This window comes from Glutamicibacter sp. 2E12 (genome assembly GCF_050030965.1).
In the GTDB taxonomy this organism is placed as follows: domain Bacteria; phylum Actinomycetota; class Actinomycetes; order Actinomycetales; family Micrococcaceae; genus Glutamicibacter.
Genome location: NZ_CP188297.1, coordinates 2,459,660 through 2,478,181, shown reverse-complemented (window position 1 = coordinate 2,478,181; position 18,522 = coordinate 2,459,660). Strand labels below are relative to the sequence as shown.

General features: G+C 61.8%; 18 protein-coding genes. 11 read left to right on the top strand and 7 right to left on the bottom strand.

Annotated features, from left to right (window positions below):
• Nucleotides 1–126: 126 nt before the first annotated feature.
• On the bottom strand, nucleotides 127–2,556 hold the full coding sequence (locus ACP3TE_RS11580) for a Tex family protein (RefSeq protein WP_426736225.1): 2,430 nt from the start codon (nucleotides 2,554–2,556) through the stop codon (nucleotides 127–129).
• Between the two features lie 129 nt (nucleotides 2,557–2,685).
• Here ACP3TE_RS11580 and ACP3TE_RS11575 point away from each other — a divergent pair, with 129 nt between their 5' ends.
• A complete protein-coding gene (locus tag ACP3TE_RS11575) occupies nucleotides 2,686–2,982 on the top strand; it encodes a hypothetical protein (RefSeq protein WP_286172318.1) in 297 nt (98 codons plus the stop codon).
• Between the two features lie 43 nt (nucleotides 2,983–3,025).
• Nucleotides 3,026–3,436 (top strand): RNA-binding S4 domain-containing protein, encoded by a 411-nt coding sequence (locus ACP3TE_RS11570; RefSeq protein WP_402697617.1) that lies wholly within the window; start codon nucleotides 3,026–3,028, stop codon nucleotides 3,434–3,436.
• Here the strand turns inward: ACP3TE_RS11570 and ACP3TE_RS11565 are convergent.
• Nucleotides 3,433–5,382: a S9 family peptidase gene (locus tag ACP3TE_RS11565; RefSeq protein ID WP_402697619.1), complete on the bottom strand. Its 1,950-nt coding sequence runs from the start codon at nucleotides 5,380–5,382 to the stop codon at nucleotides 3,433–3,435. The genes ACP3TE_RS11570 and ACP3TE_RS11565 overlap by 4 nt on opposite strands.
• A 75-nt stretch (nucleotides 5,383–5,457) precedes the next feature.
• On the opposite strand from ACP3TE_RS11565, the gene ACP3TE_RS11560 reads away from it, so the two are divergent.
• Both ACP3TE_RS11560 and ACP3TE_RS11555 read left to right on the top strand, forming a co-directional pair.
• Entirely contained in the window at nucleotides 5,458–5,997 is a 540-nt protein-coding gene (locus ACP3TE_RS11560; protein ID WP_402697621.1) for a DUF1697 domain-containing protein, read from the top strand.
• Nucleotides 5,998–6,056: 59 nt separating this feature from the next.
• Nucleotides 6,057–6,713, top strand: a complete 657-nt coding sequence (locus tag ACP3TE_RS11555; RefSeq protein WP_105658855.1) for a trimeric intracellular cation channel family protein — start codon at nucleotides 6,057–6,059, stop codon at nucleotides 6,711–6,713.
• Here ACP3TE_RS11555 and ACP3TE_RS11550 read toward each other — a convergent pair.
• Nucleotides 6,710–7,966 (bottom strand): CynX/NimT family MFS transporter, encoded by a 1,257-nt coding sequence (locus tag ACP3TE_RS11550; protein WP_332594915.1) that lies wholly within the window; start codon nucleotides 7,964–7,966, stop codon nucleotides 6,710–6,712. The two genes, ACP3TE_RS11555 and ACP3TE_RS11550, sit on opposite strands and share 4 nt — an antisense overlap.
• Before the next feature lie 17 nt (nucleotides 7,967–7,983).
• Nucleotides 7,984–8,538, bottom strand: coding sequence for a TetR/AcrR family transcriptional regulator (locus ACP3TE_RS11545; RefSeq protein ID WP_402697623.1), 555 nt, complete (start codon nucleotides 8,536–8,538; stop codon nucleotides 7,984–7,986).
• Between the two features lie 134 nt (nucleotides 8,539–8,672).
• Between ACP3TE_RS11545 and ACP3TE_RS11540 the strand changes: the two genes are divergently transcribed.
• The 3 genes from ACP3TE_RS11540 (at nucleotide 8,673) to ACP3TE_RS11530 (ending at nucleotide 11,807) form a co-directional block, all read left to right on the top strand.
• The gene (locus ACP3TE_RS11540) at nucleotides 8,673–10,190 is read left to right on the top strand and encodes an MFS transporter (protein ID WP_402697624.1); all 1,518 of its coding nucleotides are present in this window, start codon (nucleotides 8,673–8,675) and stop codon (nucleotides 10,188–10,190) included.
• A gap of 294 nt (nucleotides 10,191–10,484) precedes the next feature.
• Nucleotides 10,485–10,688 carry a cold-shock protein gene (locus ACP3TE_RS11535; RefSeq protein WP_013349999.1) on the top strand — a complete coding sequence of 68 codons (204 nt, stop codon included), beginning with the start codon at nucleotides 10,485–10,487 and terminating at the stop codon, nucleotides 10,686–10,688.
• A 126-nt stretch (nucleotides 10,689–10,814) separates the two neighbouring features.
• Nucleotides 10,815–11,807 carry an LLM class flavin-dependent oxidoreductase gene (locus ACP3TE_RS11530; RefSeq protein ID WP_426733631.1) on the top strand — a complete coding sequence of 331 codons (993 nt, stop codon included), beginning with the start codon at nucleotides 10,815–10,817 and terminating at the stop codon, nucleotides 11,805–11,807.
• Here the strand turns inward: ACP3TE_RS11530 and ACP3TE_RS11525 are convergent.
• Both ACP3TE_RS11525 and ACP3TE_RS11520 read right to left on the bottom strand, forming a co-directional pair.
• Nucleotides 11,794–12,276 (bottom strand): hypothetical protein, encoded by a 483-nt coding sequence (locus ACP3TE_RS11525; RefSeq protein ID WP_332487982.1) that lies wholly within the window; start codon nucleotides 12,274–12,276, stop codon nucleotides 11,794–11,796. The two genes, ACP3TE_RS11530 and ACP3TE_RS11525, sit on opposite strands and share 14 nt — an antisense overlap.
• Nucleotides 12,277–12,297: 21 nt before the next feature.
• A complete protein-coding gene (locus tag ACP3TE_RS11520) occupies nucleotides 12,298–13,542 on the bottom strand; it encodes an MFS transporter (protein ID WP_402697626.1) in 1,245 nt (414 codons plus the stop codon).
• 237 nt (nucleotides 13,543–13,779) lie between these two features.
• Here ACP3TE_RS11520 and ACP3TE_RS11515 point away from each other — a divergent pair, with 237 nt between their 5' ends.
• From ACP3TE_RS11515 to ACP3TE_RS11500, 4 genes are all read left to right on the top strand, one after another.
• The gene (locus ACP3TE_RS11515) at nucleotides 13,780–14,256 is read left to right on the top strand and encodes an Lrp/AsnC family transcriptional regulator (RefSeq protein ID WP_133834920.1); all 477 of its coding nucleotides are present in this window, start codon (nucleotides 13,780–13,782) and stop codon (nucleotides 14,254–14,256) included.
• Between the two features lie 135 nt (nucleotides 14,257–14,391).
• Nucleotides 14,392–14,655, top strand: coding sequence for a hypothetical protein (locus ACP3TE_RS11510; protein WP_105658861.1), 264 nt, complete (start codon nucleotides 14,392–14,394; stop codon nucleotides 14,653–14,655).
• Between the two features lie 46 nt (nucleotides 14,656–14,701).
• Nucleotides 14,702–15,607 carry a LysR family transcriptional regulator gene (locus tag ACP3TE_RS11505; RefSeq protein ID WP_105658862.1) on the top strand — a complete coding sequence of 302 codons (906 nt, stop codon included), beginning with the start codon at nucleotides 14,702–14,704 and terminating at the stop codon, nucleotides 15,605–15,607.
• 59 nt (nucleotides 15,608–15,666) lie between these two features.
• Complete coding sequence (locus ACP3TE_RS11500; protein ID WP_402697628.1) at nucleotides 15,667–16,731, top strand: enoyl-CoA hydratase/isomerase family protein; 1,065 nt, start codon at nucleotides 15,667–15,669, stop codon at nucleotides 16,729–16,731.
• Here ACP3TE_RS11500 and ACP3TE_RS11495 read toward each other — a convergent pair.
• Nucleotides 16,728–18,494 (bottom strand): FMN-binding glutamate synthase family protein, encoded by a 1,767-nt coding sequence (locus ACP3TE_RS11495; protein ID WP_400289589.1) that lies wholly within the window; start codon nucleotides 18,492–18,494, stop codon nucleotides 16,728–16,730. The two genes, ACP3TE_RS11500 and ACP3TE_RS11495, sit on opposite strands and share 4 nt — an antisense overlap.
• Nucleotides 18,495–18,522: the final 28 nt, after the last annotated feature.

The following is an 18,522-nucleotide window of genomic DNA, read 5'->3' as shown; positions in this document are numbered from 1 at the left end:
TTTGCCACCTTGTCACCGAAGTTCGGACTCACTTAGTCAAACCTGAATTAGGGAATCATCCCAAGTTGGGATCGAGTTAATGTAGCCGATACTAACCTAACTTAGGCATGCCGATACGATGCTAACCTACTTGCCCAGTCCTGCTCTGCGCAGCGCCTCGGCCATCGCGGTGTTGCCCGGTGCAGCCGGTTTGCCCTGCGCGGGCTCGGCTTTGCGGTTCTGCCCAGTGCGGTTCTGGCCCGAGCGCGCCGAACGACCAGCTCCCGGTCCCTTGCGTTCGCCTGGTCTGGAGTCCTTCGCCTCTCCCCCAGCAGCAGGCAGTTCGTCATCAAGTCGCAGAGTCAGCGAAATGCGCTTGCGCACGGTATCCACTTCCAGCACCTTGACCTTGACAATCTGGCCGGAACTGACCACTTCGCGAGGGTCCGAAATGAACTTGCTGCTCATGGCCGAGACGTGGATCAGGCCGTCCTGGTGGACGCCCAGGTCCACGAACGCACCGAAGGCGGCAACATTGGAGACGGTGCCTTCCATGATCATCCCCGGCTTGACGTCCTTGATGGTCTCAACGCCTTCCTTGAGCGTGGCCGTCACGAATTCGCCACGGGGGTCGCGGGCAGGACGGCGCAACTCGGCAATCACGTCACGAATGGTTGGCTCGCCAAACTGGTCCGTGGCGAAGTCCTGCGGGTTCAGCTCTTCAAGCCGGCGGCCCTGCGCCTCCGCGCTGCTCTGCAGGGTCTTGGCCAGAACATAAGCTTCGGGGTGCACCGAGGAAGCATCGAGTTTCTCCTTGCCGCCGGTAATGCGCAAGAAGCCCGCGCACTGTTCAAAGGCCTTGGCGCCCAAACGCGGTACCTTCAGCAGATCCTTGCGGGTAGCGAAAGGGCCGTTGGCGTTACGGTGATCCACGATGTTGCGGCTCAACAGCGGTCCCACGCCGGCTACCCGGGCCAGCAAGGCAGGGGATGCGGTATTCACGTCGACGCCTACGGCATTCACGCAGTCCTCGACCACCGCATCCAGCGCGCGGTCCAGCTTCGAGGCAGTGACATCGTGCTGGTATTGGCCCACGCCGATGGACTTCGGATCGATCTTCACCAGCTCGGCCAGCGGGTCCTGCAAGCGGCGGGCGATCGATACCGCGCCGCGCAGCGACACATCCATATCCGGCAGTTCCTGGCTGGCCAGTTCGGAGGCCGAGTAGACCGAAGCGCCGGCTTCCGAGACGATGACCTTGCTGACGCCCGCGCCGCCAAGCACCTTGATGACCTCGGCAGCCAGACGGTCTGTTTCGCGCCCCGCTGTGCCGTTGCCTACCGCAATCAGCGTGGTGCCGTGCTTCTGGGCTAGCTTGGCCAGTACCGCGATGGATTCATTCCATTTATTGGCTGGCGCATGGGGATAGATCGTTGCCGTTTCCACCGATTGGCCGGTCAGGTCCACCACTGCAACTTTCACACCGGTGCGCAGGCCCGGGTCCAAGCCCAGCACGGCCTTGTTGCCGGCCGGCGCCGCCAGCAGCACATCGCGCAAGTTCGCCGCGAAAATCTTCACCGATTCATCTTCAGCGGCTTCGAACAGGCGTGAGCGCAGGTCGGATTCAAAGCGGGTCAGCAGGCGGGCTTTCCACGCCAAACGCACGGTCTGCGCAATCCATTTGGCAGCCGGCGCACCGGTGGGAACGTTCAGCCCCAGGGAGGAGGCGATAGCGTTCTCGTAGGCGCTGCGCGCTTCGTCCAAGGCCTGTTCGTCGCGTGGATCAGCTTCAGCGAGCTGCAGATTCAGCACGCCTTCGCGTTCACCGCGCAACAGTGCCAGGACCCGGTGCGATGGCAAGCGATCAAGTGGTGCCACATAGTCCAGATAATCGGAGTACTTTCCCTGGCCCTCTGCGGTGGCGCCCGAGGCGACGCTGGCACCGATCTTGCCGGTGTTCCACAGGCGTTCGCGCAGTTCACCGGCGAGAACGACATCCTGGGATACGCGCTCGGTCACGATGGAACGCGCGCCGGAAAGCGCATCTGCGTCGGTGGCAAATCCTGCATCCGGGTTCAGGTAGTCGGCAGCCGCCTGCACCGGATCCGTCATTGGGTCCGCGAGCAGCAGATCGGCCAAGGCTTCCAGGCCAGCCTCGCGGGCAATCTGGGCCTTGGTGCGGCGCTTGGATTTGAATGGCAGGTACAGGTCTTCGAGTTCCGCCTTGGTGCTGGCGGCGCGAATCGCCTCGGCAAGCTGGTCGGTCAGCTTGCCGGCTTCGGCGATGGCTTCCAGTACAGCTGCGCGGCGGTCTTCCAATTCACGCAGGTAGCGCAACCGTTCTTCGAGCAGGCGCAGCTGGCTGTCGCTGAGCATGCCGGTAACCTCTTTGCGATAACGGGCAATAAAGGGAACGGTGGATCCGGAGTCCAGGAGCTCGATCGCTGCCTTGATCTGCCAGGGGGCGACCGCGGATTCCTCGGAGAGTTCCCGGGCCAGTTGGGCAATGATTTGCTGCCCCGTTGCGCTGTCATTTGCGGTGTTCTTCTGCTGGCTAGTCACCGATCCATTGTGCATCATGCCATCCGATCTTCAGATGATCGACTCGGTTGGCATTCAGCAGAAACTCAATCTCCATGGCTATGATTTATTGTTATGGGGATTGAGAAAGTTCGAAAGGCAACAGCACTCGTTGCGATTTCGTGTATGGCTCTATTGAGCACCGGATGCGCATTTGTTGAAGACACCGCGGCCGACGCGGCTAACCAGCTGACCGATGCAGCGTCCAAGGAAATCGTGCGCCAGGCCTGCGCACCGGTCCAGGACGGCACCATTGACGCTAGCGAACTTCGTGTCCTCTCGTCCATTGTGAAGTCGGTCCAAGGCGGTGGCCTGCCGCAAGACTTGGTCGATGTGCTCCAGGAGCTCGCAAATTCAGGAGACCAAGCACCCGAAGCGCTGCAGCAGCGCCTGATCGGGATTTGCGACGAGGCTACGGTTTAGCAGCTTCAGCGGCGCTAGCCATCTGCTGATCTAGAATTTTCCCATGGTCGAAATTCCAAGAAGCGGCAAAGTACGTCTCGATGCGTGGCTGTGGTCAGTGCGCATCTACAAGACCCGTTCGTCCGCGACCACTGCTTGCCGTGCCGGACATGTTCGCTTGAACGGCGATCCGGTGAAGGCTTCGCAAACCGTTGTCTCCGGTGATCGCATCCGTGTGCGCAAAGACGGTTTCGACCGCGAGCTGGAAGTCAGCGGGCTGATCTCCAAGCGCGTCGGCGCGCCAGTTGCCGCAAAATGCTACATCGACCACACCCCGCCGCGCGAACGCCTGGTCATTCCCCAGGTACCGATCCGCGAACGCGGCGCCGGCCGGCCCACCAAGAAGGACCGCCGCGAAATGGATCGCTTGCGGGATTCCTGGCAGGCCCCGGACTCAGGTCCTGATCTGTCCTAGGACAGCACGATCGCCGGAACGTCCGACTGGAATTCGAAGATCTGCGCGTAGAAGGCCAATGAGCTTTCCAACGCCTTGATGATGTTCTCCGACTTCCTGAACCCGTGCTGTTCTCCTTCAAAGAGGATGTACGCATGGGCAATGCCGCGTTCGGCCAGCGCGTCCGCCACGATCTGGGACTGCGCCGGCGGCACCACCTTGTCTTCATCCCCCTGCAACAGCAATACGGGGCAGGAAATCTTCGCCACGTGATTGATTGGCGCGCGCTTCTCGTACAGATCAGCAGCTTCCGGGTACGGTCCGACCAACGTGAACATGTACTGCGATTCGAAGTCGTGGGTGTCCTGCACCAGGCCCACCAGATCCGAAACACCGTAGCGGCTGATGCCCGCGGTGAAGGCATTGGAGAAGGTCAGCGCGCACAGCACGGTCCACCCGCCGGCGCTGCCGCCTTCGATGCCGATGCGTGCGGGGTCGGCAATGCCCTGCGCTACCAGCGCGTTGACCACCGCGACGGTATCGGCAACATCGACTACGCCCCAGGCCCCGCGCAGGCGGTTGCGGTACTCGCGGCCATAGCCGGTGGAGCCGCCGTAGTTCACGTCGACTACCCCGATCCCGCGCGAGGTGTAATAGGCAACCGTGGCACTAAGCGTCGGGGAAGCCTGGCTGGTCGGGCCGCCGTGCACGAAGGTGACGAAGGGCGGCAGTTCGCCCTCCATTCCTGCGTAGCCTTCCTGGGAAGGCCGGTAGAGCAACGCATGGACGGACTGGCCGGCGAGGTTCTTGCACTCGAACTCTTCAACCTCCGGAAGCACCGCTGGATCCGGCAGCTGCGCAATCGCACGGGTCACCGGGTGGTGTTCCAAGGTGTCGAGGTTGATCAAGGTAATTTCTTCGCCCTGGGTCATCGAGGACGTGCCGGCGAGCAGCCACCCGTCACGCAGCGCGAACGGGCGGATGCCGGTGAATGGCAGCGCGAGGTCTTCCAATCCCCCGGTGTCCGCGTGCAAGCGTGCCAGCTTGGTGGTGCCGGTGCCGTAGGAGCACAGCAGGGTGCGGGCGCTTTCTGCCAGGTACCATCGCGTGCCCACCTGCCAGAGCGGGCCGGCGAATTCTGCGGCACGGTCAACCAGCCGGGTGGTGCGTGCCGAGCTGTCCTGGTAGAGGTAGGGGTTCCACCAGCCACTGGCATCGGAGATGAAAGCCAACTGGTCATCATCGAGCCATTCCGGCTGCATGACCGAGACTTCTGCTCCACCGGCAATGACGGTGTCCTCCAGTACGCCTTCTTCGGTGAAGTCAGCCAGGTGCAGCTCGGTGGAGTCCCACGGCATATTCGGATGTTCCCAGCTGATCCAAGACAGCCGGGTTCCCGCGGGGTTCAGCCGTGGCGCTGCAACGAATCGCGCCGGGGCGCTGAGGATGCGGATCTTGCCCGGGTCCTCGGCTGCGCTGCCGTCCAGGGGGATTTGCACGATGTGGCGTACCGGCTCTGCCCGCAGGTCCTCCATGATGGCCAGGATGCTGCCTTCTGGACCAGGGGTGAATTCGGCGAAGCGCAGCTGCGGGTCTGCGTCGGCTACGCTGGCGGGGGTCAGGGCCGCGGCATCGTGCTCCCCGACGGTTTGCCGGTAAACCCGCTGGTCAGCGAAGTTCGCAAAAACAATGGCCGGAGTGCCGCCCTCGATGAGCATCCAGCTGGAGCCACCGTATTCGTGGACCCGGGAGCGCACGTTGAATGGTGCCTGGATGAGCTCTGCACCGGCGGTGCCGTCGGTGCCGTATTCCATGAGCGTGACGCGCCCGCCTTCGGCAGGACGGCCTTCCTGGACAATGAGCTTGTCCGAGAAGAAGCAGGCTCCGCCCAGCGGCTTGGTTCCGGCAGCGACGTCATGCGCGGAAATCGATGATGGCCATGATCCAAAGGGTAAGTGCGTAGGCATATTCTTGATCCTAGCGATCTTTATGACTCATAACGACCCTCGACAAGCATCAATCCGATGCGCTTGGATTGATCCATGACTAGATACGCCGTATTCCTGCGCGGGGTGAATGTCGGTGGGGTCAAGGTCCTGATGAAGGACCTGGCCCAGCTGCTTCTCGCTGCTGGTTTCACCGACGTGAAAACCCTTTTGGCCAGCGGCAATGCGGTGCTCAGCGCATCCAGTTCTGATCCGTTGGAAGTCCAGGAGCACTGCAATGCGGTTCTGGCCGGGCACTACCAGCGGCCGATTCCCACGCTTGTCTGCACCGTCGCGGAAATCCAGCAGCTGTCCCAGCCCTTCCCGCTGCCCTTGCCTGATCCGGCCAGCGAACACCATGGCTACTTCACGCTCTGCGAATCGGCTGAGGATGCCCAAGCGGTGGGCGCCGCTATCCAGGGACTCGCTGGGCCAGGAGCCTATCTGGTCCAGGGCCGTGCCGTAGCGTGGATTGTCCCCAAGGGCGAAAGCACCGCGAATCCCATCGGGAAGCTCATGGCCGCACAGGCAAAGCAACGCATTGTGACGACCCGTAACCACAACACCTTGGTCAAGCTCGCCAAGATTCTTGGCTGAGATCGCCGGTGAGCAATAATTGAGCCTTGACCCACTGATTGACCTGCAAAAGGCCCGGAATGTACATCCTGATCGAGCTCATTGGCATTTTCTTCTTCGCCGTCGCGGGTTCATTGATGGCCGCGCGCCGTGGCTTCGATCTGCTCGGTTCGGCCTTCCTCGGCGGGGTCTGCGGACTGGGCGGCGGAGTGGTGCGGGATTTAATTCTCAATCAATCCCCGGCGACTTTCGCGCATCCGGTCTACTTTGTGCCTCCGGTGCTCGCCGCGCTGTGCGTCTACGCGTTTACCCCCGCGGTGCAGAAGCTGCACCGCCTGGTCCAGCTATTCGACGCGGCAGGCCTGGGCCTGTTCTGCGTCACCGGTACGCTCAAGGCCCTGGAACACGACTTCAATCCGGTCACCGCGGTCCTGCTTGGTGTCATCACCAGCGTAGGCGGCGGCTTGATGCGCGATGTCATTTCCAACGTCACCCCTGATTTGTTCAACCCGCGCGATATCTACGCGTTGGCCGCCATGGTGGGTGCCGCGCTCACCGCCGTGGCCTGGCATCTGGGGCTGATGAACGTTCCGGTGGGCGCCGGCATTGCCGCCTTGGCTTTTGCCATCCGCGTGGCTTCCATCCGCTTCGGCTGGTCGGTCCCGTTGGCCGCGGGCCATTGGCATCGCTCCCGCCCCACGCCACCGTCCAGCGAAGGTCCGCAGCGCCACTTCTAGTCGATGCGCTCGAGCTTGCCCAGGTCCTCGGTGCCTGGCGAATCATCTTCGATGGTGCGCGGCGGATTGATGATGATCGCGCCGACCAGCATCACGATGACGCAGCCGCCGAGCATCGAGAAGGCCGCGCCCCATGAATCGGTGGCTTTCTGCACCACGCCGAAGAGCATGGGAACCACCGCGGCACCGGCATAGCCAAGGCCCTGGGCGAAGCCCGAAAGCACGCCTGAACCGTAGGTTGTGCGCGAGCGCAGGTTCATCATCAGCAGCGCAATGGCGAAGGTGCCCTGCCCGAGGCCGGCCAGGCAGATCCACAACGCAGTGTTCTGCGTTGGCGACAGGTAGATGCCAAGGTGCCCGGCAATCCAGCACGAGGTGAAGACCAGGACTGCAATGATCGGGTGCTTCAGCCGAGGCACCCAGAGCGGAACCAGCAGGCTGACCGGCAGGCCGAGGATCGCGAAGAGCGCCAGCATGTTGCCTGCTGCCATTTCGTCGAGGCCGCGGTTCTGCAGGTAGGGCGGAAGCCAGGTGAAGTAGACGTAGGTCTGCGCCGAGTTGCCGGCCAGGAAAATTGCCAGGCCCCAAGCCACTTTGGACTTCCAGGGGTTGATCTTGGCGATAGGCTGCGGATGCCCGCTGGCGTGGACGGGATTATCCGGGCGTTGTGTCCCGCGGTCGGCAACCAGCTGCACCAGCCATGGCACCAGCACGATGCCCGACAGGGCGGCCCAGGAACCAATGGAGATCTTCCAGTCGCTGAGATTGGCCAGTGGAACAGAGAACTGGGGGGCCATCCAGGTGCCGATGGCCAGCATTGTGACATAGCCGCTGGTGACCATGCCGATACGGTCCGGGAAGTACTTCTTGACCAATGGCGGCAGCACCACATTGCCCATGCCGTAGCCGGCCAAGGTGATGATGGACAGGGCGAGGAAGGAGTAGACCTCGGGCATGAAGATCCGCGCTACCTGGCCGATGACGGCTAGGCCCAGCGAGATCATCAGGGTTTTTTCCAGACCGAAAGCCTTGATCAGCCGCGGAGTGAGCAGGCCGAAGACTGCGAAAGCAATGGGCGCGAGCATCGCCAGCAGGCCGGTGGTGAACTCGGTGAACGCGATATCCGCTTCAATGCGGGAGAGCAATGGGGATACTGACACCACCGCGGCGCGCAGGGACAGTGCCAGCAGCAGGATGCCAAGCAGCGCTCCAACTCGTCCTCTGATTGGAGAAGCAACGCTCTTGTTCTTCATTGATTTCTACCTGCTCGCTATTCGTTGAGGTTTCCCAACTTTTTTATTCTCGAGACCAACTCTAGTAAGCGATTGAGCTCGCCATCAAAATTGCGTGCGTACCAAGTCCCGGGCAGGGCCAGGTTCGCGTAGAGCCCCTCGCCGGCGAGCATCACCAGATGCGCGATGTCCTTGCTGCCGACTTCATCCAGAATGCACCGGTACCAGCGCTCATTGGTGCTCTCGATTTTTTCCGTCGCGGCTTTGACCCCGGCCTGGGCCAGGCGTTGCAGGGCCACCAGGTGCCGATCCAATTCGGTATCGACTTCCGCGCTGGTGCGCACGTAATAAACGGAAGCCCCTTCCGCTGCGGTGCGCATCCCCTCGACATCACGGGCAACGTGTTCCTCCGCGGCCTCGATGACCGCGTCCGCCAGCGCATCCTTGGAGGCGAAATGGTAGAGCAGCCCGCCCTTGGAGACCCCGGCGCGTGCGGCCGTGGCATCCAGCGTGGCTGCCCGCTCCCCCTCTTCGCACAAGAGCGCGATATAGGCGTCAAGCACTTTGCCGCGGGCAGCAGGTGGGCGAGCCATAGTTCTCCGTTCCAAGGTGTAGTTCGTGATCGATCTGACTTTACCAACAATTGTAACTATACCGTCTAGACGGTACAGTTAACAATTGCGGGCAAATCGCCGCGCATTCCACTACCTACCCAAGGGCGAACGTCATGACCTCGAATATCTCCGAACGCGTTACAGTGCTCAGCAAGCCGCGCCGTTGGGCGGCACTGGTGGTCCTGCTGTTCCCTGTACTGCTCATTTCCGTCGACAACACCGTGCTTTCCTTCGCGGTCCCGGCAATCACCGGAGCCCTGTCCCCCTCGGGGAACCAGCTGCTGTGGATTATCGACATCTACCCGCTGATCCTGGCCGGGCTGCTGGTCCCCATGGGATCACTGGGCGACCGCGTCGGCCGGCGCAAGCTGCTGCTGATCGGCGCGACCGGCTTCGCACTGGTTTCCGCCCTCGCCGCCTTCGCCACGGATGCCACCCAGCTGGTGGCAGCCCGTGCCCTGCTTGGCGTCTTCGGCGCAATGCTCATGCCGGCCACGTTGTCCTTGATCCGCAATATCTTCCCGGATGATACCGAACGCCGAACCGCCATTGCGGTGTGGGCGGCGGCCTTCTCCGGCGGCGCTGTGCTTGGCCCCATTGTCGGCGGCGTGCTGCTCGAGCACTTCTGGTGGGGCTCGGTCTTCCTGATGGCCGTGCCAATGCTCCTGCCCCTGCTGATCGGCGGCATGATCCTTGTTCCCGAATCCAAGGACCCGAACCCGGGCCGCGTGGATCCGCTCTCGATCCTGCTGGTGGTCTTCACCCTCTTGCCATTTGTCTACGCCATCAAGACTGCGGTAACTGCCCCGTGGTACTTCTCGGCCGCGGCCATCGTCCTGGCCATTATTTGCGGTGCAGCTTTCGTACGCCGGCAGCTCAAGGCCGAACAGCCGATGCTCGATGTCCGCTTGTTCAGCAACGCACTGTTCTCTGGCGCGTTGATGGTCAACCTGATTGGCATCTTCTCGCTGGTGGGCTTCATCTACTTCGTCTCCCAGCATCTGCAGCTCATTGCGGGATTCTCCCCGCTGGTGGCGGGACTGTGGATGACCCCGGGCCTGGTGCTGACCATGGGCTTCGGATTGCTCTCGGTGGCGCTCTCGCGCCGTTTCGGCACGCCGAACATCATGGCCATCGGCCTGATCCTCTCCGCGGTCGCCTACCTGCTGGTGATCTTGGCCGGGGAGGGATCCAATTCCTTCCTGCTCATGACCGCGTTTGCTGTCTTGGGTACGGGAATCGGCATGACCGAGACCTTGTCCAATGACATGGTGCTCTCCGCAGTACCCGCTTCCAAGGCCGGCGCGGCATCGGCGATCTCGGAAACCGCCTACGAAGTGGGCTCGGTACTGGGCATTGCAGTGCTCGGTACCATCCTGAATACGGTCTACACCTCGCGGTTGCTCGCGCCCGGCTCGCTGACCGATGCCCAGCTGCAAACTGCCGGCGAGACTTTGGGCGGAGCGCACCAGGTCGCCGCCGATTTGAGCGCCGCCGATGCGCAAGCTCTGCTGGGCTCCGCAGCCATGGCCTTCGACCACGGAGTCCTGCTGACATCCGGCATCGCCGCGGCGTTGTCCCTGATCGCTGCCGTGGTCGTATTCCGCGTCATCAAACCGGCATTTCGGTGAACTCGGCTCACCGCTTAACCAAATTTCTGATTAATTGGTTCAAAGTTATTCATTTGTCGTCACCAAACACGTAGGCTAGGCAATGTAGTTCCAAAGTAATTCGCGAAGTACCCGTTAGAAGTTTGTGAATGTCGTACCACCTCGGTTGACGCGAGCCCCCTTCTAGACGTGAAGTGAATGACTTGGCTGCTTCGCATTATCCGTTCTCCATCCTGGAATTCGGAGGATGCGCAGATTACAACCAAGCTCGCCAACTAAACCGGCGAGAAACGTCTGAAAGGACCAAATAAGAAAATGGCAACCGGAATCGTCAAGTGGTTCAACGCTGAAAAGGGCTTCGGCTTCATCGCTCCAGACAGCGGCGATCCAGACGTCTTTGCACACTTCTCTGCAATCCAGACCCAGGGTTTCCGCACCCTGGACGAGGGCCAGAAGGTGGAGTTCGAAGTTGTTGAGGGTCCAAAGGGTCTGCAGGCTGCAGACATTCGCGCTCTCTAAAGAAGGTCTTTGGCGCTAACGCCAGACTTAGCCAAGGAACGGCTATCCGCACTGCGGATAGCCGTTCCTTGCGTTTGAGGCCGAAATTACTGGAATACTTCCCGTACGCCACCGGTTGTACCCAGTGTGAAGCTATCTATTCTGGATCTTGCTCCGGTTGAACCCGGAACAACTATTTCCGACTCTTTCAAGTCCTCCGTCCGCTTGGCGCAAACTGCAGAACGCCATGGGTATGAACGCGTCTGGTACGCGGAACACCACAATATGCCCACCATTGCTTCCAGCGCGACCTCGTTGCTGATCAGCCACATAGCCCACCACACCGAGAAGATTCGCCTCGGCTCGGGCGGCATCATGCTTCCGAACCACTCCCCTCTGGTGATCGCCGAGCAGTTCGGCACGTTGGCCGAAATCTACGGCGACCGCATCGATTTGGGCTTGGGCCGTGCACCGGGTACCGACATGACCACCCTGCGTGCCTTGCGCCGCGACCCGTCGGCCGCCGATTCCTTCCCGCACGATGTGCTGGAGCTGCAGGCCTATCTCGCCGGCGAATCCAGGGTTCCTACCGTTCAGGCGACCCCGGGAGCAGGAACCAACGTTCCGCTGTACATCCTGGGCTCATCGCTCTTCGGTGCCAAGCTCGCCGCCCAGCTGGGACTGCCGTATTCCTTCGCCTCGCATTTCGCACCGGCTGCGCTGCATGAAGCGATCCGCATCTACCGCGAGGAGTTCACCCCCTCAGAGCAACTGGCTGAACCGTATGTCATTGCCGGCGTAGGCGTGCTGGCTGCGGAAACGGCTGAACGAGCGCATGAACTGCTGGACGTTGCCAAGCGCCATCGCGTGGCAAGCTTCATCGGCCGTTCCGCGAAGAAGGAATTCACCGAAGCGGAGATCGATATACTCATGGATACTCCGCAGGCGCAGCAGATCCTGGACATGATGCGCTACACCGCGGTGGGCACCGGAGAACAGGTTGCCGAATACCTGCGCCACTTCGCTTCGGCAGCTCAGGCAGATGAACTGATCACCATCCATTACCCCACCGAGGAGCACGCTCGACTCGAATCGGTGATGATTACCGCCGAGGCCTGCCAGCTGGCTAGCGCCCGGTAATTCTGATCCAGCGCTTGGCTGCCATCAGCAGCAGCGCAACCAGAGCGAGGGTCAAGGAGAATTCCACGCCAATATAGGCGTAATGCCATAGCGATCCGCCATCGGAGACTCCTGCAAGCACCGCATCGGTACGCGCAGAGAGGCCCGGGCGGATCGCTGCGGTTTTAATCAGCAGCAATAGGCCGACCAGCCCTACGCCCCAGCCCCAGGCCTTGCCGGCAGCGCGCTTGGCCGACCCGGCCACCAGGGCAATGAAGAAGATGATCTCGACCATGTTCATGGCGAAGAAGACGCGGCGTCCAATGCCCAGTCCCAAGGGAATGGTGATTCCGGGTGCGGTGAATTTCAGTGGTGCCTCGATGAATGAAATGCCGATGATCAGGCCGAGCCACAGTGCAGGAATGTAGATGCGTGCAGCCACGGCCCACTGTGCGCCGCGGCTAGCAGGCGCTGGAAGGGGACTAGTCATGCCTCCACAGTACGCCCGGTTCTAGCGTACTTTGCGCAGTCCTGCCAGTGCCCAGACGGCTAGCACTGCCGCCACCACGGCGCAGCCGATGGAGAAGACCAGGATGCTCTGCTGCTGCCCGAAGACCCCGACGGCCCAGCCCAGCGCGATGACTGGAACAGCACTGCCCAGGTAGGTCACCAGGTATATGGTGGACACGGTTTGGGCGTGCTGCTTGTCGTTGACCGCGTCCACCGCTTGAGCGAAAGCAGTGCGGAAGGCCATGCCCTGGCCCAGGCCCACGAATACCAATGCCGCGATGGCCCATGGCAGCTGGCGATGCTCGGCAGCCACGGCCAGCACTACGGTGGAGGCCGCCATCAATCCCAGACCGATAGGCAGCAAGGCCTTGCCGCCGCGCACGACCAGCTGCGACAGGGCGGATATGCCCAAGGGCAGGCCGGCAATCAGGCCAATGACCAGCACCGAATCCAGGCCAAAGGCTTGGGCGAAGTAGCCAGGTGCCAAGGACAGCACGAAGCCGAAGATGGCGAAGCTCAAGAAGCCAACGAGTGCAGCGAGCCAGAACGGTGCCCGGGCCGAGCTGGGGACGCCCAAGCGGCGTGGGGCCAGGGCCTTGCTTCGCTGTCCGCGCTCAACCAGCGCAATGGCCGGACGGGCCTGCAGGGTGCTCAATGGGACCAGGACCAGCAGCAGCAAGAACGCCTGCACCATGAACACGGTAGTGCGCCCGCCAGGCAGATGAGCCAGCAGCCCGCCCAAGACCGGTCCGAAGGCGACACCGCCCGATGAGGCCAAGAGGGTGAAGCGCGAAGCCCACTCAGGCCGCGCAGGAAGAAGTTCACGCAGGGCCGCGGCGCTAGCACCGGTAGCCAGCGCGACACCGGCGCCCTGCAAACCACGGCCAAGGCACAGTTCCAGCAGGTTGCCGGCCGATCCGAAGACCAGGGTTCCAGCGAAGGAAACAACGACCGCGATCACCAGCGCCGCACGGCGTCCGATATGATCCGACCAATGCCCCACGGTGGATAGGAAGAGCATCAGCGAACAGACGTAGCTGGCAAAGGCCACGGTGGTTCCCATGGCGCCAAGGTGCAATTCGGATTGGAGTGCCGGATACAGCGGGGTGGCCAGGTTGGCTCCGACCAGCAGCAGGAAGCTGACGGACACGGTGATCACCAGTCGAGCGGTCAGCCCGGGGTTCCAGGAGAGTACGCGATGGTTCATTGGCTGCATGCGCAGCTCGCTGATAACCGACAAATTCACTCCCGGGATCAAAGTAGTCCAGACCAGCTGGGCACGAAGAATGCCCAGAAAGAGTTTTTACCGGTGGGGCCACTCGCTGCCCCACCGGTTAGTTGAGCGTTCTGCTTGCGTTTGTCTACTACAACAGAGCGTTCACTCACTAATATCCGCCTGCTGAAAGCAACGAGAGAGATTTCTTGCTAGCATTTGAGCAGATTGTTCAAAATTTTGTCCCCGCAGATAACCCGGAGTGAGCATATAGTGCGATTAGACGATGTAGACCTGAAAGTGCTGCTCGCACTGATCAAGGATCCCCGCATCCAAATCTCTGAACTCGCAGATGAGGTCGGTGTTGCGCGCAACACAGCGCAGTCGCGATTGCGCCGTTTGCAGCGCGCCGAAATCCTCCGCGACGGCGGCCGCGACATCGATCTGAGCAAGCTCGGCTACGACGTCCTGGCCTTCGTGACGTTGGAAGTGAACCACCGCGATCTGGATACCGTGGTCACCGCGCTGCGCCAGATCCCCAGCGTGCTGGAAATCCACGAGACCTCCGGACGTGGAGATCTCTGGGTGCGGCTCATCGCCACCGACACCCACCAGCTGCAATCAGCACTGCGCCAGATCCTGCGCGTCAAGGGCGTCACCCGTTCGGAAACAACCTTCGCGCTCCATACGCACCTGGCCTACCGTGCCGCTCCCCTGCTGGAGCACTATGCCGAACATGACCACTGAGAAGTCATTCACTGTCAGCTGCAGAAAACAAGTCTTTCGTTTCCCGAAGCAGCGTCCTACGCTGGTGATACGAGAAGTCACGAGGTAAATCCCCGGCTTCCGGCGGATCCCTCGTATTCGACGAAGGAGTACGCAATGACGAAGGATTTCGACACCACAGAATTTGCGCCGGAGTTCGGCAACGACATCTACGAACCGGATGACGGACGCGATTCCCAAGCTTATGAGGGCTCAAGCGACATGCCGGAAACCATGCGCAACCTCGACCCGCTGGCACAGCGCAATTACCTCTACGACGATGACCTGGAAACCGAAGACCAGCTCGACAACGAATTCGCCGCAGACGATGACGACGACGAGGAAAGCACAGAGCTTGTTGACCTTGAGGACGAACTCTAGGCCGTGGGCTAAGCAAATCTTTGGCTAAAGGCCATAGACTTTAGAAGTGATTAATCCAGTTCATCTGCGCACATTGCTCGAAGTGGTGGCGCATCGTTCCTTTGCCACGGCCGCAACCCGCTTGGGCTACACGGCCAGCGCTGTCTCCCAGCAGATGACAGCGTTGGAGCGAAGCACCGGTACCACGCTGTTCCTGCGCGGCGCACGCTCCATCACCCCGACGCCAGGTGCCCTGCGCATGGTGCGCCATGCCAAACGGGTGCTCACCGACCTCGACGCCCTCATGGCAGACGTCGCCACCATCTCCACCGAAGCTACCGACCTTGAGGAAATCAAGCTTGGCATCTTCCCCTCGCTGGCGACCTACGCGCTGCCGCAAATCCTCAAGGCACCGGATTGGTCCTCCTTGGGCATCAACCTGCGCCTGTGGATCGGCGAACCCCAGCAAACTGTCGCAGGCCTTGGCACCGGCGGCGACCTCGACCTCGCACTGATCTTCCAGGTGGGACCCGGCGGACTGTCGTGGCCAGCGTCCCTGGAGCGCACTTGGTTGGGCGATGACCAGTTCCGGGTAGTGATCCCGGCGTCCTGGCCCATCGCTGAAGACGCCCAGCTGACCGTGGACCAGTTGGCCGAATGGCCATGGATCTTCCACCACCCGGGCACCTCGGATGCCACCTTGATTTCGCGCTTGTTCTCGTCCTACAACATCCACCCGCAGGTGGCTGCCTACTGCGATGACTTCAATGCCTCGCTGAGCCTGGTTTCCTCGGGACTGGGCGCCGCCCTGGTTCCCGATCTGGCCATGGCCAACGCTCCGGAAGGCATCCGCATAGTGGATGCCCCCGAGATTCGCCTGGCCCGCTCCATCTTCGCGTTGAAACCGGAGAATTCCAAGAAGCCGAAGGCCGCGCTGGTATTGGACCGGCTCGCCCAGGTACTCTCCCGCTGATTCGTTGCGCCGCGGCGCCACTGGTGCCTGCGTCTGTCCCAAGAAAGAGGAATGTCCCGGTGGAGAACCAGACCCCTGCATCTTCCAGCGATGGCGTAGTCATCTCGGCCGTGCATGGACCAATCGGCCACATCGAGCTGAACCGTGCCAGCAAGCTCAATGCGTTGACCCTGGAAATGCTCACCGAGCTGGGCCGGGTGCTGCGTGCGTGGGCCGTGGACCCGTCGATTTCGCTGGTGCTGCTCACCGGCCGCGGCGAACGCGCCTTCTGTGCCGGCGGAGATATCGCCGATTTCCATGCAGCAGTCACCACCGGACGCCATCAGGACTTCGTCGATCTGCTAGCGAGAGAATTCGAACTGGATTACCTGATCTCCACCTATCCCAAGCCCCTGATCACCTTGGCCCATGGCATCACCATGGGTGGGGGCATCGGCTTGGCCTCGCACGCACCGGTGCGCCTGGTGACCGCGAACGCCACCATGGGAATGCCCGAAGCGAAGATCGGCTACACCCCGGATGTGGGAGGCAGCCACCTGCTGGCCAGCGCGCCGGGCCACTTCGGCGAGTTCTTTGCGATGAGTGCACAGTCCTTCACCGGTGCCGATGCCGTACTTCTCGGTTTTGCCGATGCCGTTGTCACCGAGGACTTCGCCCAGAACATCCTCGATGAGCTCGATGAGTTCGCGGGGCTGAATGCCGGAGAGATCGCGGCTGCTATCGAGGTCATGCACGGTGCGCCCGAGTCCTTCGCCTTGGAACTGGACCGCGGCTGGATCGATCATGCTTTCAGTGCCGCCACCCCGCAGGAAGTCTTGGCACGCTTGAAGCAGATGGTCCATCCTTCGGCGCAGCGTGCCGCGCAGATGCTGGCAGCGAATTCCCCGACCAGCGTGGCCAGCGCGTTCTACAACGTGCGGGCTGCACGTGAGGAGCAGGACCTGCGTTCGGCCTTGGACCGCGAACTGCGCCTGGCTCGCTACCTGATGCACCGTGCCGATCTTGCCGAGGGCATCCGTGCCCAGGTCATCGACAAAGACCGCAACCCCACGTGGATTCCGTCTTCGCTGGAGGAAGTGGACCACGAGGCGTTGCGGTCTCTGGCTGCTGATTCTGAAGGCTAGCTGTCAGCTCCCGGCTTGCCTTCTGGCCGGGTGACATCTGCATGCACCGGGCGCACCTTGGCTGAATCCCTGGGCTCAATGCGCGGTGCGTTCACTGCGTCTGCTGGTTCTCGAACCACCGACGGGGTGATATCCACGCTCTTGGGTGCCGCGTAGTCCAGCGGTGCGTGCTCGCCGAAGTGGTCCGCGTCTGCTTCATTCCAGTCTTCCTTCCAGGAACCTGGAATATCCTCGAGCAGCTCGCCGGGACGCAACCACTGGAACAGCGAGGCGTAGGAGCGAGTGGACTGCAGGTTCACCCGGCGGCGCAGCATCCGGGTGTTCAGCTGCTCCGGGCTGGTCAGTCCCATCGATGCCATGATCTGCGCGCATTCGGTGACGGTCAAGCGATGGTAGTTGTAGACGCGGTGGCCCTTGTCCTCCACATCCAGGGCACGCATCAGGCGCTTGTTCTGCGTGGCTACGCCTACGGGGCAGTGGTTGGTGTGGCACTGCTGGGCCTGGATGCAGCCGGTGGCCATCATCATGGAACGCGCCGAGAAGGTGAAATCCGCTCCCTGGATCAGCCGCTTGATGATGTCGGAGCCGTTGGCGACCTTGCCTGCCGCGGCGAGGCGGATTTCGTCGCGCAGTCCGGCACCCACCAAGGTGTTGTGCACCAGCATCAAGCCTTCGGTCAGCGGGGCGCCAACATGGTCCTCGTATTCCAGCGGCGCAGCTCCGGTGCCGCCTTCAGCGCCATCAATGGTGATGAAGTCCACCAGGATGCCGGTTTCCAGCATGCCCTTGCACAGGGCCATGACGTCGGTGCGGGAACCAACGCAGAACTTGATGCCCACTGGCTTGCCACCGGAGAGGTCGCGAAGCTTCGCTACGAAGTGCATCAATTCGCGCGGGGTGGAGAATTCTGCGTGGCTGGCCGGTGAAATGCAGTCCACGCCCATCGGGACATCGCGGGCCTCGGAGATTTCCGCGGTGACCTTGGCAGCCGGCAGCACGCCGCCGAGCCCGGGCTTGGCGCCCTGGGAGAGCTTGATGGTGATGCCCTTGACTTTTTCATGGTTCGCCTTGGCAGCGAAGGTTTCGGGGTTGAAGCGGCCCTGCTCGGTACGGCAGCCGAAGTAGCCTGAACCGATTTCCCAGAACAAGTCGGCCCCGTATTCCAGGTGGTACTTGGTCAGCCCGCCCTCACCGGTTTCATGGACGAATTCTCCCATCGCGGCGCCCTTGTTCATCGCCAGCACGGCGTTGGCAGAAAGCGAGCCGAAGCTCATCGAGGAGATATTCATCAGCGAAATCTCATAGGGCTGCGAGCACTGGCTGGACCCCACCCGTACGCGGTGCTGCGATGCCACCGGGGCCACCGGAGCTGCCGAATGCAGCAGGTATTCGTGGCCGACTTCATTGACATTCAGCTCCGTGCCGAAAGCCTTATGGCTATCGGCGCCCTTGGCCCGCGCGTAGATCAGCGAGCGGGTGTCGCGGTTGAAGGGACGGCCGTCGGTATTGCGCTCAATGAAATACTGCTGGATCTCGGGGCGGATGAATTCGAAGAGGTAGCGGGCGTGCCCGACAATCGGGAAATTGCGCAGGATCGCATGCTTCTTTTGCAGCAGGTCCCTGATGCCCAGAAGCACCAGCAAACCGGTGAGCACGACGAGGATCCACCACACCCATTCCCCGGAGGTGCCGGCAAGGATTGCGGTCACCACGAAGCCAGTGAATAGGACAGCCAGGAACAGGAGAACCACTATTCGCATCATGATGCGAGCCTAGTACCTCCCCGCTGCC